Genomic DNA, 16,356 nt, shown 5'->3' on the forward strand with positions numbered 1-16,356 from the left:
GCGACCAGCCAGATATGAGCCGAAAACAGTCCTCGAAAGCCTTTTACGTATTTTTGAAACGCGCTGGAGATACTCCAGATGCGTAGGATGGCGTCGCGCAAAAATGGTAGAGCTGGCCAAGGAAATCCCGGGAAAAATAACTCCAGAGAATATTGCCCCCTTCAGAGCACGGCATGATGCCCAGTGTTTAGCCTTACTAAAGTCCGCTTAGAACGCCCCCTTAAAAATCGAGCCTCACACTGAAAAGAGATCAAGCTGCCAAGAGCTTGATCTCTTTCAGCGTAATGACCTCAATCAATCGGACGGTTGTCCAACGCAGACAATAGCTGACGTGATGGGGACGCCCCCTCAAGCAGCGCATCCACCACCGCCCGCGCCACTTCCACCGAATGCAGCATGCCCCAGAACAACGCCCGTTCGACGGGGTTGGAATGCAGGCTGATTTCGTCGCCATTGAGTTCAGCCGTTTCGAGCAGATTGGAAACGTAGATCAGGGCGTCCTGGGCGCTTACGCCGGGTTGAATGGCGAATAGTGTGGGTTTGTACGGGGCCTCAGGCGTGACGGGCTTGGAGCACGTGAACGCGAGGGTATCGAGCAAACGGGGGGTCTCTGCCGGGGCCGGCTCGGGTTCGCCGGATGGGATATCAGAGAGTTTACGCAGGTACATCGCCCTGTCGGCGGTGCTGAGGACTTTGCAAATTGGAGGTGGATCAGGGGTGATTTTCTTAGCCATGGTGAATCTCCTGTTTAATAAAAGGAGTTCATCCATCCTCGCTGCGACGCAAGGGTGGCGAACTGAGCGCAGGTTCGCAGACCAGGTAAACAGGAACCCGGCAGGCCGAAGCCTCCTGCGCACAGCTCGCCATAACGCGAATACAAAGAAGCCGCTTTCGCGGCGCTGTGCGCCTGTTTACGACCGGGCTGCGAAACCCGTATCGCTGAATTTGCAGCGACAGTCGAACTGTAGCCATGGCATTTGGCGCACACAATATTCTCCCACGCCTGAAACGCGTGGGAAATATGAGTTTTTTTGGCAGGCTATTTCGCGTGCTGATTGAGTACCGCTGAACTGTGCCTGGGGTGCAAGAGATCGGCATAGTAATGATGGGCACAATTCGGCGGATGTATTTTCGCGACAGCTCTCGCTGCATCAGTTAGCCTCCAGCACGTTGCTGCAGCCACACTGAAACCTATCAAGGAGAGCGTGATGCCCCTCTGCCTCCCCCCGCAAGGAAGATCACGGCAAACCGGCCCATACCCACAGCTCGAGCACCGCGGCAGCGATGAACACTTTGCACATCTACCTCAAAAGCCTGGTCGACGATATAGTCGACTGATTCGAAGCCGATACTCACAGCGACTCATCCACCCCTCGCCAGCAATTGAGCGCTGGCGCACTTAAGCTTGGGGAAGCTTTGAGCGAAGATGCTGACATGCAACGCTGGATCAACGAACAAATCCGCACCATCACTGGGCCGATGGTCGAACGCTACAGGACGCAGATCGGGAACTACATCGCCGAACGTATCGAGACCTGGAACGAGAAGGAATTGCTGGCGCAACTGGAAAGGCGTGTGGGCAAAGACCTGCAGATTATTTAGATCTATGAGACGCCGGTGGGTGGTCTGGTGTGGCTGGTGATTCATGTGGGAACGTAATTGTTGCGTGGGATGAGCATCGGGCTATGGGATCGGACGCCACGAGCAATTAGAAGTATTTTTGCGGTACGTTGTTTTAACTGAGGATGAGTGGATGTCTGAAATAGATATTGCCGGCGACGAGCCATTGCTCGCGCTACTGCTGGAAGCCGAACCGGACGACGTTTGTTTATTGGTGGATTACGTCACGGACGCAGGGAAAGGTCGAATATCGCTTGCCGGTACCGTAAAGGAGTTTCTGCACCAAGCTCGCGAAGACAAGGCCTTTGACAAAGATGTGCTGGCATTACTGGTGCACGAGCTCCGTATGTTTGGCGGTAACAGTATCGCCAATCTGTTCCGTAGTGGCGGCGTGACATACGAAGAAATTGCCACTGACGTGCTTTCCCATGTCGGTGGAAAGAAGGCCGACTCAGACGACCTTGCCACGATTGAGCTCAAAGTGTTGCAATGCTTGCTGGGCAAAGCCTGGGACAAGATGTCCAAGGAAGCGCGTGCGCAATTTGCGGAGAAGTTTGGCGAGTCTGATGCCGCCAATCCTTTCTCATTCAGCCACTTCTTGAACCGTATGGGCTTCGGGCATGCAGTAACGCTGGATGTGACCTCATTTGTTTCCGCCTCCCTGGGCGCCAATCTTCTCGGCGCGGGTGCTGTGCTGGGAACCGAGATGATCATGGGCAGGTTGGCAGGCTTGGCACTGGGCCCAATTGGAATCGCGCTGGGCGCAGGTCTGGCAGGCTATTCTCTGGCGTCACCAGCCTATCGAATCACCTTGCCTTGCGTCGTTCAAATCGCCTACATCCGACAGAAAGGTATGCTGCCACGTTTACCAGGTGCTAAACCATGACCGGTGAAATTACCCGCATAAAAGCGCTCGCCAAACCAAACGATGGCGAGCACTGGCTGATTGGTTCCAACGAAAATACCCCTGTGCTGTCGGTTAAGCCACTCTCACAACCAACGGCGACTGATCACGGTGACAGCAGCGGCGTAGCGCAACTGGGATTGGGCCGACTATCACCCCTGCTTCAGGCAATACCCAATCTGATCACGACGAGCGTTGCAAAGTCGAATCAGTATTTTCGAGTCGAGATCAATGGCCCTCTCGCGGCGACGAGGGACGGCAACGGCCTACGTGCCTTCTCCAGATCTGCCGACGGGAAATTTACTGAACACGCCAGATTATTCCAAGACAGCAACCTGACGAATCTGGTGAGTTCGGCTGCCTTGTTTCAGATTGCCTCCGCAGTCGTCGCTCAGCAGCACCTAGCAGACATAAGCGCCAAGTTGAGTGACATTCTCGCCGGCGTAGAACGCATCGAGCAGTTTCAGCAAAATAAACGTGAAAGCCAAATTACCGGCAGCATTGAATACCTGCGTCAAATCGCACCTGCTCTTTTGAACGGACAGCATAACAACTCAGTACATGCTCAGCTCGAAGCTCAAGAAGTGCAGCTTGGTCAAATCCAGAAGCATTTGAAACTCGAACTTGACGATATAACAAAAAGTATCCGCACGCTGAATATTTCCACTACCCTCGGCACAAAAAAATTGAAAGAAGCGCTGGAAAAAACTTTAGATAGATTCAGTCATTCTCTTGAGCAGTCACAGCTCTGCCTGGCTGCCCGAATGGTCGCATGCCGGTTGCTCGATACCTTTCCAGGGGAGGTGCAATGGGTGCAAGTCCGCCTTGATGACCTCAACAGGGTCGCTGACTCGTTCGAGGGCGAACAGGGCGTTGTTGAGCAGTTTCGCAATGCTTACAAGGAAAGAACCAACAAGATGTCAGCCCTCACCGAGTCCAACTCGGAGCTAAATGCGCGACGGCAATCCTTGTTGAAGGCCCAAGAAAAACGACTACTCAAACTCACGACAGATAGCGCTGGGCGTTTGCGTGAAATTAGTCAGGCAGTGCTGGATACGCGCAAGGTCATCCTTGAACTGAAAATGCAGGGCAATGAGTGCGTTGGTGTCGCTAGGCTACCTAGCTGAGCTTTAATACCTCAATCACCGGCTCCCCAAACAGCAGGAGCCAACAATTTCTTTGTCCACAGGGGACGTCATATAGGTGCCGTGCACTTCCAGAAAAGGTCAGCGCTCTCCAAGCGACCGATCCTCCTGAGACACTACGAGTTGAACCTCCACCCGGCGATTTTCAGCGCTCGCTGGGTCAACACCCGGTTTTGGCTTGGAGTCACCATAACCAGCTACGATCACTCGCTGTGATTGCTGCCCGTCCAATGCCAACACCAACAATTTACGTGCCTCCCTCGCCCGAGCAGCGGAGAGCGTGTAGTTATCATCATAGACCGTGCAATATCGCAAGTAATCGGTGACCGGCCGACTGACCGGTACATTGTCCGTATGCCCTTCGACCAACACCTGGCCTTGGCCATAATCTTGAATGAAGGTGGCGACGCGAACACTCAATTGTGTGAGCGCCTTCTTGGCTTCATCAGTAATACATGCGCTACCACGGCCGAAGGCGTTATCAGGCAAAGTCAGCCGACGGTTCTTGATATCGACATCGATAAGCCCCCCCTCACCGCCGTGCGCAAGGTCCGCCTGCATCGCTTCAAGCAGAGTACTCAGGCGTGCTTGTTGCGTTGCCGCTCCTTGGTTTTTTACTGCCTGACGCGCCGCTTCCATCTGTTGTTTCTCAACTCGCATCGCCGCCTCAGCTGCTTTGTTCTGCAGCACCGAAACGACAAGCATGAGCATCACAACCGCCATGACACCGGCCATGAGGTCCGAGATTGAAATCCATTCGCTGGGCTTTTCTCTCATGGTCATTTACACCAGCTGGGCTTCATCGCGCTGCAGATCAGTCGCAGACGCAGGTTCATGAACAGCCGTGAGTCGATCTAGCAATGTCACCGTTGACTGCGCAGCGGCGCTGAGTACCTGGAGGCGATCGGCAAACTGCTTGTCGATGTTAGCCGCCAACTGCTGAGGCAGAACGCTCATGGCCAGTTGGCCTTCACGATGCAAGTCCGCAATAGCCTTCACATCCTGGGCAACCGGGGGCAGCTGTCGCGTAGAATCACATAGTTGCTCCAGCAGTTTCACACTCTCACTCAGAGGCGCCAGCCTGGCTGGCAAGGCCTCCAGTGCTTCCTGGGTTTTAGCGCTCTGCTCGGTCATGGTTTTGAACTGCACGTTGAGCACAGTGAACTGCTCCGCGAGCTGCGGGAAGGTCACCAGCTTGCTTGCCACCGCATCCATCTTGTGTCCAGCCTTGGAAGCCTCCTTTAGGCCCTCCGAAATGCTCTTGCCGAGCTCATTCATGTTGGAGCTCATGGTTACGATCGCTTCGTTAAGCGTGGTGCTCGTCTGTGTGAACTTTATGCTGGTATTCTTCTGCATCTCCTTGGCGTCATGAGTGGTCACTTGGACTTCCTTGACCACAGTACCGACATGCTCTGACAACTCATGGACTGCGGTGGAAATATTGTCGGTCGCGCCTTTCAGGTTGGCAGCCATGTCCTGGGTGTTCTGGGTAAAGTCCCGGCTCATTGTGGTAATGGTGCCACTCAGACTTCCTTCGATACTCTCCATGACAGTGCCCAGCTTCGTGATGTTGCCATCCATGCTCTCCTTCATCTCGGCCAGGTGCCCGGCGAAATCCTCATTGAGCGATTCAATCGCGCCGCTGAGTTTCTCCTGCATGACCTGCACGCTTCCTTTAAGTAGCCCTGCCGAATCAGCAAGTAACGTTGCGGACTCGCTTATCAACTGTACAGCCGCCTCCTGGCGTTGCAGGTTGTCAGTTTTGGCCTCCACGTAACCTTGAAGGCACTCGTTCGTGGCCTTGGTGTTGTCCGCCACTTCGCCCAATCGCGTCTCGAACGTCTGCATTCCCTTAAGGCTCTTTTCGATGCTGGACAAGCGGGTGAGCTGTGCGCTCATCTCGGCGAGATGTGGAAGGTTCTCACTGAACCTGGCGATCACACCGAGCTGTTGGTGATGTTCAGTAAGCCGTGTATCCATCGCGGCGAAATAGCTCTCGGCCTGTTTACCGTTCTGGAATTCAACCGCCTTGAGCTGTTTGAGCTCGGTAGACAGTAACAGCCCCTGGGCATTGAAGGCCTCAATCAGCCGAGTACCGACATTTTCAAGTGCTGTCAGATTCGCCTGCTCACTTTCAGTGCGCATAGCCAGAGCGGCTTTTCGACCGAGATCAATCTCGATTGCCAGACTGGCAAGTCTTTCATCTAACGAAGTGAGTTGGCTTTCGGATTGTTTACCGCTCTGGAATTCAATGGCCTTGAGCTGTTTGAGCTCAGTAGACAGCAGCAGCCCCTGGGCGTTGAATGCCTCTATCAGCCGGGTACCGACAGTCTCAAGGGCCGTCAGACTCACCTGATCACGTTCGGCATGCAATGCAAGCGCGTTTTTTCGGCTCAGATCGATCTCAGCCTTCATATGCCCCAGGCACCAATCCGTGCGCTTGCTTTCCGCTGACCACGGCGCTGCTTCCCACAGTTTGATAACAATGAAGGCCATGATCCCCCATGTGGAGGTTTTGAACTTAGTACCCAAGTCCTTCATCATGCCGGTGAGCTGCGTCAAGGAATCGCTCATAGCATTGAGCGAGTCGTCATGCCCTTGAAGAATGGTCGATGCCTTGTCCAATGCCAGGCCCAAGCCCAGAAAAGTGCCCAGGAGCCCAACAATCAACAACAACCCCGGCATGTTGGAAGCAAAGCGCTCCCAACCTGAAGCGACAGCATGACTCAACTCGCCGATTGAACCGTGCTCAATGTCCAGCGCGTTGATACGAGCCCCGCCGCGCCAGTTTTTTTCCCACTTTGCCGGTTGGCCGAAAACCTGTGACGTAATTAGCGACAGCAACAGGCCAAACAGGATGATGCTGAAAAAAAACACTTCCAGCGGGTTGCTCAGCGAGGGGGTCAGGAACTGCAGAATTTCGCCAATCATGCCGCAACCTCAACTACCTTAAAGGCATCAGTGCGTTTATTGCAGTCGGCCTCGAAAATATTGGCGAAACTGATAATCAGCGACTGCTCCTCTGGGCTCAGGCTTTCCCATCTTTCGCCGTTTTGAGCGCAGCGTACTAGAATTTCTCCGACCTTGCCGCCATGGTCGATCAAGTATTCTTGATCATCGGCCACGAGCTGCTCCTCGCTCTTCTCAAGCAGTTGCAGAAAGCCTTCCGCTGCGAACACATAGTTACGCTTGGCGCGCTTCTCGTTGCCCAGCGCTTCAAGTTGAGCTTCGTCACGCGGCAACAGCTTGCGAAGATCGTCCAACACCAACGCCTCCTCCGGTTCCAATGGTTCCAGTTCTGCCTCCAGTTCCAGACGTCGCTTGAGCACTCGGTCCTTGACCACCCGTTTATTAAGTTCGTCCCAGACTTTTTGAGCATTTTGCAAATCCAGCCCCCACACCAGGATCATCTCCTCGAACACAAAGGGAATCACTGCCTTGTCGAAGTGCTTGATGGTCAGCTCGTCGAGGCGCTGCACATCAGCATCGTTCAACTCCGCCCGCGCTTCGATCAGTTGGGCAGCGACATCGATAATGAACAGCGGCTCCTGGCCCAGCGCCACGACGTCTTCAAGTTGGGTCATTTGTTCTTCGTAAAGCTGCAGCAGCTTCTGCACGGCACGAACGCGCAGGTAGTGGTCGAAATCCACGAACGCCTCCGTTTCGATCAGGCGATTGGTTAATGCCTTGACCAAGTGATAGCGGTTGGTCAGTGAGATCGCCTGTAGTGCTTCGCGCTCTGCACCCTGGGTTTTGGCCATGGCAGACTTCAGATCTCGCTCCCGTGCCTGCGCTTCGGCGATTTCTTGTTCATCCAGCAATCTTTGCTGCCATTCACGAGCACGAGCAATCACCCAATCGATAGCCTGCTGCACCTTAGCGGCCAGCGGGTGGCTATCCAGGTGCTCCAGCACGGCCAAGGCACGCTCCAGACCAAGACTCACGGCCTTGACCCATGGCCAGGGCACATGGCTCGCCAGGGTTCGAAGCCCTACGCGCATACTGGAAATGTAAGGCTTGGCTGCCTGGTAAAGCCGTTTGACTTCTCCGACAAAGGTTTCAGCCTCATCAGCAAGCCATTTGACGGCCTTGCCGACTGCTTGCTTGACAGCGCGGAACGTTGAAGAAACGGCGTTTGAAATACTACTTACAAAAGAACCCAGCCAACCCATTAGATATCGCTCCTTTGATGAATGCTCAACGCTTTACGTGTCGCCGCGATGGTCCCGAGATCAACCTCGGGTCGTGAAGTGTGAATGTCTTGACGCGCAGCCAGCAACTGAGCGAGTGCTTCCTGAAGATGGGCCTGGCGCAGCACGCCGGCGCCGTTGGTTAGCAAGGGTTTGGGTAAAGCCAGTCGCAAACATGTGCGTATTTCACGACCAGACAGCCCCTCTGAAGCCTCGGCGAGGACATCAAGCACTCCTTCTCGCTCCTCTGCCAGTGGGATTCCCGGCACCAGCATGCGTGCCCAGAGCGCACGCCGCTCACTTTTGCCAGGTAGTTCGAAACGGATATGCTGAGAAATACGGCTGACAAAGGCGCCGTCATAGTTGCGCGCAAAGTTCGTCGCAAAAATGACAACGCCAGTGTGCCGCTCCAACTCGATAAGCAATGTAGAGCGCATGGCATTGACCTCGTTATCAATGCCCTGGGTGACCGACGACAAGCGTTTACCCAGCAAGGTGTCGGCCTCGTCCAGGAACAACACGGCATCTTCAGCACGCGCCGACTCGAACAACTGCGCAATATTCTTTGACGTATCGCCCATGAATTTGCTTTCAAGGTCGGCAATGCTGGCGCTGATAAGCCGTTTGCCGATACTCCCGGAAAATGCCTCGGCCGTAAGCGTCTTTCCCGTCCCCGGCGCGCCATGAAAGTTCAGGATCGTGCCGCTGCCACAAGGGTCGACTTCAGCGAAGCCCCAGGTGACGTAGATGGTGTGATGGTGGTGAATTTTCACCAAGGCCTCATCAAGCTGTTGCTTGACTGCAGGTGACAGTACGACGTCCCGCTCCAGTGTGAAACGAGGCAATATGCTTCGCGATGCGGGCGCAGCCTTGGCAGGAGGTTCTTCGGTCGCAGCCAACAACTCAGGCCGTAACTTCTGATAGAGATAGTCTCTGGAGGACACTGTGATCACCATTCCATTGATTTGAGCTCTTGGGCTTTACAGCCTTGCAAGAGGAGCTTGCGGAAGCCCGAAGGCAGTGTCTTGGTTGAGCCACTGGAAACCCATTAGCGCATCAGAAACCTATCGGACAGCAGACGTCGAACTTGAAGATTTTAATCCATGAAAATGCCGGGCAATCCGCGCATCACTCCCGGTCGAAGGCCGACTTGCGCCAAGCCTCATTCTCTCGCGCCATCTGTTTGTACTTCAAATACAGATCAAGGCTCGCTTTGAGCACCGCGGCCAAACCGACGGTAGCCAGTACGTTTTTCAACATTACGCATCCCTCTGTTGTGGTTTGAGTGCAGCCTACGAGCCGGTCGCGACAGATTGTGTCGGGGCTGAACAGCAGATTCCAAAGGCACGGAAAAATACTCACACTGGCGGTGATACTCAGTCTTCGTCCCCGATTTCCCCTTCCCGCCCCATCAATACATGCTCCAGCCTGTCCGCCTGAGAGGCGACCTGATGGGCGATGTGCATCAACTCTTCATCATTCAGATGCTGCACCGGATGACACGCCCGCACGCTCAGTTCCTCGTCCTGGTCGACATGGAAGTCCACCAGATCGAACCGGCAATTGCGTCCAAGCGTGTACTCCACCAGCGGTGACTGGCTGAACTGTTTGAACATCGCCAATCTTCTGGTCCATTTGTGATCGATAACCTTGGAGGTGAACACCACGTACGGGCCCTTGAACCCCCACCGGACCCGTTGGTATCGTCCCTCCAGTTTGAAATGGAACTCAAGCCTCCACGTCGATAGCCGCCTGATGCTCATGCGCTCAGTGTCGAGTGCAAGTCTGTCTACCATCCCGTGGATGCGTGCGACCGATTTCTCGGTGCGTTTGCTGGATGTAGAACTCGAACCTGAGACACGCCGATAGACGTCGAGAATTTCATCACCGACAAGCACACCATCACTGCCCGCGTAATTTTCGGCGTTGTACTGCAAAGCGAATCGCTTGGGTTTTTCGGCTATCGGAGCCAGCAACACACGTCTGAACGGGTCGGCTTGTAGAGTCTTGAGGAAGCGGACGCGGCCGATGGGGCTGTGGATGTCGCCTGGCTCGTCGATATCGCAGGGTATCGTTGCTGATATCAGCAATTCAGCCATGCCAACGGCGCTGCGCACGGTAACGCTCGGCGTGTCGAAATCCGCCGTCGACAGATGCCAGCCGTCACCAGCGTCCCTCACGAAAGCCTGCGGATCGCCAGTCAAATCTCTGAGCGTGGTCCCCAATTGGGTTTTGACATGAGCCAGACGCAGCGTCATGACACTAGCCTGATTCCTTATCGCCTCACTGCGGTCATCGCCCTGAAGGTCTTCGTCAGTGATTTCATAATGGCTGGTGAGAAAATCGAGGATCTGCGGCTTCACGGGCGACTGGTCCACCAACTCCTCATGGAGCTCCACTTCGCGCTTGAACCGGGGTCCCTGGTGGCCCACGGCATGCAGCGTTTGAATGAATGCGTTCATGTTGGCCGCAGCCTGGCGTACCTGATAGAACTCCATGCTTTGACGGATGTGCGGAAAGCCCACCTGAATGAAGTGCTCGGCATAACCGGTGCCGGCCGAGAGCATGCGTCGATGTGCCAATGAACCGACCCGGTCAACACGGCCGACCTTTTGCTCCAGAGCGATGGGGCTAGAGGAAATACCGTAATGCACGACGCTGTCGCAGAAGGTATGCAGGTCTTCCCCTTCTTGAAAGACATCGGTGGATATCAGCACCCGTGGATAACCTGGCATGCGGAACAGCGTGGCAATCGCTGTCCGGCTGGCGCTGTTCTCACCGGTCGCTCCGCGAATCGGTGAAGTGGAACGGACCTGGGTGGCCAGGTACTTGGTCAGGCCACTGACCGGCCTTGAGTAGATCTCCGGAAAGTTGAGTTTGATCAACAAATCCAGGTTCTCGACGGTATCGCGCAATATCTGATAGCTGCTGAACGGGCTGTGGTTCGCTCGCTGAACGTCCAACAGCTCGACGAGTGCCTCGATGAACAGTCCGTCGGCGTCACCGTCCTTGCGAGCGTTCCTGAGCGAATACAGATCAATGAAAGGATGATCCACGCGGCACAGCGCGCCCAGCAGCTCCTGATGGGTACTCAGCCTGCGTAACAGCCGATCAAACGCGCCATTGTTCAACGTGGCAAGTTGGTTGAAAACCTCTGGGCTCCATTCGGGTGCCAGTACGGCAAGTTCGCCATGGCGCCGCAAGCTATCCCAGAGCGTTGAACGCTCCAGCTCACGGGCAAGAACTGAAGGATCAGCCAAGTCACACGTGGCCTGAAACCCTTCGAACAACACATTCAACACGCGCTTGGCGACTGCCGCGGCTGCATCGTCACGCTTTGCGACTGCCCGCAGATACGCATATTGAGCCAATCGATAACGTTGACCGGGACTGGCGACTGACTCGCTCTTGCCGATCACGCTCCAATCGATTTTCAACGACGTCACGGCGGGCATGCCTGGCAAAGATAACCAGTTAGCCTCGAACAATCGGCCCTGCAACAACGTGCTACGGAAGTTGTGGGGCAACGGCCCCAGGCCCTTGATGCTGGCCAACTCCGGATTCTGGCCTCGGTAGAACCAGGTAAAGAAATTGTCGCTGCTTGCCGATGCCTCGAACACGTCGGCGACATCGCTTTCGACGAGGGAGTGGCTACGTTCGACCGTGCGCGTTCGGTATAACTGGTAACTCCTGGCAACGGCACTGTCGCCGATGATGTAGTCACCAATCCAATCGTCGTAGGCTTCTTCGAGCTTGAACTTCAGCTCGGAAACGCTGCGCACACGGCGGACGAAAATCAACTGTTTCTTGCCTTCAACAAACGCCAGACGATGCGTCTGTTGACTCACACTGTCCATTTTTGGATGCGGTGGTCTGCGTTTGAAGGAGTTCTCGTAATCGTCCACCAGATATTCAACGACGCTGCGGTCTGCCGCATCCCGTAACGAATCGCCTTCGCCCGCGGCCTCATGACCATCGAACTCTACCGGCCGGTTTTTTTCGCCAGGCAGATAACTCTCGAACGACGCCAGCATCCCCAGTTCAAAACGATTGGAGCAGTTCTCCTGCAGGTGCTCGCTCACTTTCTTTTGCAGCAGAGCGGCGAACAATTTTTGCGCCACGGTCATCTTCACTTCCGCAGCCTCGCCGCTGCGATGCTCACGACGATACATGTTGCGGGTATGCGCCACCTCATCAAGTTTGAGCGTGTTCAGGCGTCGTACGAACAAGCGACTGAGTGCCGCGTGCATGTCGGGGGCGGCCGGATCGCCGCCCTCCGGCAGTGCCGCATGTCCCTGGAAGCCGAACAACGCGAGTTGGTTACGCAACTGTTCAAGATGACGGTCGTAGGGTGTTGCCGACAGCAGCAACAGGCGCTTGATACGCTTGTTGTCGCCCAGCAAGGTCGCCAACAAGCGGTTGCGGTCACTGCTTTCACGGCCAGCACGCAGGTTGTGCGCTTCGTCCACTACCACCAGGTCAAAGCGAGGCAACATCTCGCCCAACGCCTTCACCCAGACATCCTTGACCTGCCGCTTGAGTCCCCCGGGATTGCTTCTGCCGTCCATGGCGTTCAACTGCTTGACGATCTTTTCCAGAAGCTTGCGATGTTGCGGCATCAACTCCTCAAAGCGCTGGGTCCAACGCAGCATGTCAGCAACGGTATTACCCATGGCAAAGCTGAAGGCCGATGTGCAGATAAAAAGATCGCGCTCGTTGCCGCTTGCCACTGTCTGAACCACCTCAGACAAATTGTGACAGGCTCTGAACGGCGTGACCGGCTCGCCACCCAGGCCTTTGACCGCCATGTCCTCAAGCCGATAGTTGCTATGGACAAACGCCCGATAGTCCTTGATCCATTTGTCGCGGACGTTGTTTTTCGGCAGCAGATATAGGACACGCAGACCGGGGTTGAAATGCCGCATCAATGCAGCGACACCAAGGCCGATGTAAGTCTTGCCCATCCCCACTTCATCGGCGAGGTACGCCACCTGATGGTCTGCGAGTTTGTTGTACAGGGCGACCGTGCCCAACAGTTGCTGCTCAGCCAAGCCCTTGAGTTCAAGGTTGCCGCCGGAAAAATCGATAACGGCCTCGGCCGTGGCCTTATTGATCCGCTGCATGGGGGACATCCTTCTTCCGTGAATTTGCAGCGGTCAAGGGACGCTGAAATTGAGTCCTGAACCAGTCGAGGAAGCGCGCACCTTCGGCCTCGTCGAGATGACGCAACAGCTCGTCATTTTCCAGTTCGGTAATGAGCGCCTGTACGCGCCTCGTCAGGGTCGCGCAGCTGTGCTGCGGATATCGGGTCAACAAGCCGTGCATGCTGACCAGCGTTAAATAGCGCACAACCACCGTTTCCTCATCACCGCCCCCTTTCTCCACGCTTTCAAGCAAGGCCTTCAAGGAGTCGGGCTGACAGCCAGCGAGGTAATACGCGAGTTTTTTTGCGTTGTTCTCTTCTGCCGCCAACGCAAGGCTGCGTTCCAATTGCCAGAACGCGCCGTTGACCTGCGAGAACTCCGCAAAGAAGCTCTTGGCCTCTCCCGCGTCCACCATTTCCGGCAGTTGTTCATCCGCTGTACCAGGCGCGGCGCGCATGTTCAGCATCAGTTGAGCCAGTTCGCCGAACTGGCTGATTTTTTTGCTCAGCCGCATCTCAATGAATAAACGCAGAAGGCTTTGCAAGTCCATGGCTGGCAGTTGGCTGGGACGGGAGTAAATGTTGCGCTGCGACACCATCAGGTAACGCTCCACGCACTCGGCACCTGACTGCCAGCGCACCCTGACCAGCGAAGAGCGTTCCAGATGGTCGCGCAATGCAGGCAGCAACAGCGTGCGCGCAGTTGCCTTCGCGAAAACCATCGGGACAAGGCTTGGCGTCGGGTTGTCCAGAAATGTCAGCTCACCGCTGATCGAATCCTGTGCTGTCACCTCCAGCATTTGACTGTCCCAGTCGTATGCCAGGCGCAAGACCGGCATTGCCAGTCCTTCCGAAGCTTCAGCGCTATGCAAATCCGAGCCAGGGGCAAACTCCGAAGGCAGGGCCGTCAAAGGCTCCAGCAACGATGTGAAATTACTTCCTTGCAGAAGAAAACCAGCCTCGACATTCTCCCGGAATGCCTTGTGGCTGAAATTCACTGATCCCACAAACTGCCAGGATCGTTTTCCTCGCCCCTGGAAAATTTTTGCATGTACCCGGCGAAAGGGGGCTCCGATGACCTGGTGGCTGTCGTGCCAGGCAGAGGCCCAGCCGCACCATTGCCCGGTATGAAATGTTTCAAATACCCCAGGATCGACAAGTGCCCGCTTATCCTCATCCCGAGGCAGCAGCAGACGGACTGTCGAGAACAGGCTCATCAGTTTCTGAGTATCACCACTGTCCGGTTTCTCACCGAAGAAAGGACTGACAATCTCGAGCGTGGCCGCGCCCTTTGCTGCGGGTAATGTGTGGGGGTGCTGGCCAATGAAATCGAGAAAAGCCAAACGGCCAGAAGCTGCCCCGGAAAAATAGAAGCTGCAATCAGGGTCATCGGCGCTCGCCGACCACTCCGCCTGTACATTTATGATTTCATCCAGGACTGGAGTGGGCGCGACTGCCTGAAAAGATTGCAGTGCACGGCGCATGGGTTCAAGAATATTGGCAGGCGCACGAGTCGCTTGCAGCTCGACAAAATGACCAACCTCGATATTTTCCCACCATCCCGCTCTGGTCAGGTTGAACGACCCGGCCACCAGCAAAATCGTCGGTGTCTGTCCGACCTTTTCCTGCAAAACCAATATTGCCATCTTGGCGTGTTGGCACCCCCTGCCGATCCGCACAGGCAAATAATCGACCTCAAGACGACTGCCTGCAGTAGGGTTGAATACATCCACGTCATGCACCACGGCAAAGCGCCGGCCCTTGTCCTGCATCAATGCCTGCAACTGGACTGAGCGAATATCGATCTGACTTGAAAGTGCCTGATCGCCCAATAGCAGCGGGATGACTTCCTGCTCAAAGAAGTCTGGCTCGAAGCTGTAGGTGGTGAAAAAGGCCGAGGTCACTTCGCGCTCACCAATACAGGCCCTGAACGCGTCACTGATGGTGTGTGCTTTCATTGATGGCCGGCCTTGGCAATGGTCAGGAAGGAATGAAGAAAAAAGCTGTAATCCCAAGTTTTGCCACAGTGACTGGAAAGATCCTCAGGCAACCGGGCCCGATCCACGGGAACCCGAACCTTGAGTTTGTCTGCCTCCCAGTGAAGCCACGCGGCTCCACCTCTCTGACCCATCACTGCGCTGTTCTGGATGACGATCTGCTCGATTACCGAAGAGGCATCGCCGCGGTTGGCAGCCTCTACGAGGCTCTGCAGGAACGATAAATGCGGCAACCCCGGCCTGCTCCAGCCCAACGGTAGAAATGGCGCCGCGAGCCGTGGACTCAAGTCGTCGATCAAATCGCTGCGGCTGCGGCCTTTCTGGCTTTGCAACCAGGCAACAAGCGTATTGGCAAACACCAGCACCGGCTGCAGCAGCAAAATTTGCTTTAGAACATCCTGCAATTGGGGGTCGACACTCTGCTCGGTCAGCGCCCACTGAATGAAATCACGCACTGAAGATTTATCGCCAAGCAACAGGAGCCACACGTTGACCGCCTCGAACAGCGCGACTTGCAGGGGGCCAGCCCCTTGGTAATTCAGCAGCGCCAGAACGATGTGCTTGCGTAGGCTTTTGTCATTGAGCAGCGCGGCAAAGTCGGGCGCCAACAGGGACAGTTGCGCCCGGGTCACATTGTTCCGGCCGGCTAAATCCTCGAAGCGTTGCCACCGAGAGTCACCCAACACCTGCAGCATAAGGTCCGTGAGTGCCATACCTCGGTCAGTCAGTCGTCTTTCACTGCCTTTGATAAGGCCCGCTGCCTGTAGTGCATAGGAATACAGCCCCCACAACCCATAGCTGAGTTGATTGCTGAGTATTTGCGCCTTCTTGTGTATGCCCAATTCCATCGAATCGCGCTTGAGATTGGCGATAGCAAGCTGGCTTCCCAGTGGCCCTGCTTTAACAGAGTCATGCAGTCGCAGGTAAGCTGACAGTTGCTCGGCGCGCGCGTACCGCTGCTGTACCTCTTCAAGAGGACGGGATTTTGTGCCTGCATGGGCGTATCGACAGGCCAGCAACGCGACCATGAAATGGCTCATGCGGCTGGTGACCGTTGTAAGGTTACCCACCGCCTTTCGCCCCACCGAGCTCCAGATGGACTCAATAGCCAAGGGATCTCGTGATCCTTTAGGACGTAGTCTGTTATCCAGCAGAGACAGAACGGTAAGCATGAAAACTCGCTCCTTGAGAAGGCTGATGCCGGACTGAACAAGGCGTTTAAACCAGCAATATCACCAGGCACCGACAAAATGTGTCGTCTGCAGTGATCTGGCATCTAGTGGGTCGCCGAGAGCGGAAGGCAATATGACATCGCTCAATACGCACGACAACCACGACACATTCTGACCACTGCTAG

11 protein-coding genes and 1 pseudogene are annotated in these 16,356 nt (G+C 55.3%); 3 read left to right on the forward strand and 9 right to left on the reverse strand.

The window, feature by feature from the left end:
* Positions 1–290 precede the first annotated feature (290 nt).
* The gene (locus tag M5C01_RS13650; RefSeq protein ID WP_152739948.1) at positions 291–734 is read right to left on the reverse strand and encodes a hypothetical protein; all 444 of its coding nucleotides are present in this window, start codon (positions 732–734) and stop codon (positions 291–293) included.
* Positions 735–1,356: 622 nt separating this feature from the next.
* On the opposite strand from M5C01_RS13650, the pseudogene M5C01_RS13655 reads away from it, so the two are divergent.
* From M5C01_RS13655 to M5C01_RS13665, 3 genes and pseudogenes are all read left to right on the forward strand, one after another.
* Positions 1,357–1,602 (forward strand): annotated as a pseudogene (locus M5C01_RS13655) (DUF445 family protein); the annotation flags it as partial.
* Between the two features lie 151 nt (positions 1,603–1,753).
* Positions 1,754–2,506, forward strand: coding sequence for a hypothetical protein (locus M5C01_RS13660; protein WP_152739947.1), 753 nt, complete (start codon positions 1,754–1,756; stop codon positions 2,504–2,506).
* Complete coding sequence (locus M5C01_RS13665) at positions 2,503–3,651, forward strand: hypothetical protein (protein ID WP_152739946.1); 1,149 nt, start codon at positions 2,503–2,505, stop codon at positions 3,649–3,651. Before M5C01_RS13660 ends, M5C01_RS13665 begins: the two co-directional genes overlap by 4 nt.
* Positions 3,652–3,750: 99 nt before the next feature.
* Here the strand turns inward: M5C01_RS13665 and M5C01_RS13670 are convergent, their stop codons facing one another.
* From M5C01_RS13670 to M5C01_RS13700, 8 genes are all read right to left on the reverse strand, one after another.
* A complete protein-coding gene (locus M5C01_RS13670; RefSeq protein WP_152739945.1) occupies positions 3,751–4,446 on the reverse strand; it encodes an OmpA family protein in 696 nt (231 codons plus the stop codon).
* Positions 4,447–4,452: 6 nt separating this feature from the next.
* Positions 4,453–6,600 (reverse strand): hypothetical protein, encoded by a 2,148-nt coding sequence (locus tag M5C01_RS13675; RefSeq protein ID WP_152739944.1) that lies wholly within the window; start codon positions 6,598–6,600, stop codon positions 4,453–4,455.
* A complete protein-coding gene (locus tag M5C01_RS13680; RefSeq protein WP_152739943.1) occupies positions 6,597–7,841 on the reverse strand; it encodes a hypothetical protein in 1,245 nt (414 codons plus the stop codon). Before M5C01_RS13680 ends, M5C01_RS13675 begins: the two co-directional genes overlap by 4 nt.
* Positions 7,841–8,803, reverse strand: a complete 963-nt coding sequence (locus tag M5C01_RS13685; RefSeq protein WP_248764336.1) for an ATP-binding protein — start codon at positions 8,801–8,803, stop codon at positions 7,841–7,843. The genes M5C01_RS13680 and M5C01_RS13685 overlap by 1 nt, the downstream gene beginning before the upstream one ends.
* 184 nt (positions 8,804–8,987) lie before the next feature.
* Positions 8,988–9,119 carry a hypothetical protein gene (locus M5C01_RS32900; RefSeq protein WP_255916944.1) on the reverse strand — a complete coding sequence of 44 codons (132 nt, stop codon included), beginning with the start codon at positions 9,117–9,119 and terminating at the stop codon, positions 8,988–8,990.
* A 116-nt stretch (positions 9,120–9,235) separates the two neighbouring features.
* The gene (locus M5C01_RS13690; RefSeq protein ID WP_152739941.1) at positions 9,236–12,982 is read right to left on the reverse strand and encodes a helicase-related protein; all 3,747 of its coding nucleotides are present in this window, start codon (positions 12,980–12,982) and stop codon (positions 9,236–9,238) included.
* Positions 12,966–14,960, reverse strand: a complete 1,995-nt coding sequence (locus tag M5C01_RS13695) for a hypothetical protein (protein WP_152739940.1) — start codon at positions 14,958–14,960, stop codon at positions 12,966–12,968. The genes M5C01_RS13690 and M5C01_RS13695 overlap by 17 nt, the downstream gene beginning before the upstream one ends.
* Positions 14,957–16,171, reverse strand: a complete 1,215-nt coding sequence (locus tag M5C01_RS13700) for a hypothetical protein (RefSeq protein WP_152739939.1) — start codon at positions 16,169–16,171, stop codon at positions 14,957–14,959. The genes M5C01_RS13695 and M5C01_RS13700 overlap by 4 nt, the downstream gene beginning before the upstream one ends.
* Between the last annotated feature and the right edge of the window lie 185 nt (positions 16,172–16,356).

This window comes from Pseudomonas sp. MWU12-2319 (genome assembly GCF_023242525.1).
Classification (GTDB): Bacteria; Pseudomonadota; Gammaproteobacteria; order Pseudomonadales; family Pseudomonadaceae; genus Aquipseudomonas; species Aquipseudomonas gingeri_D.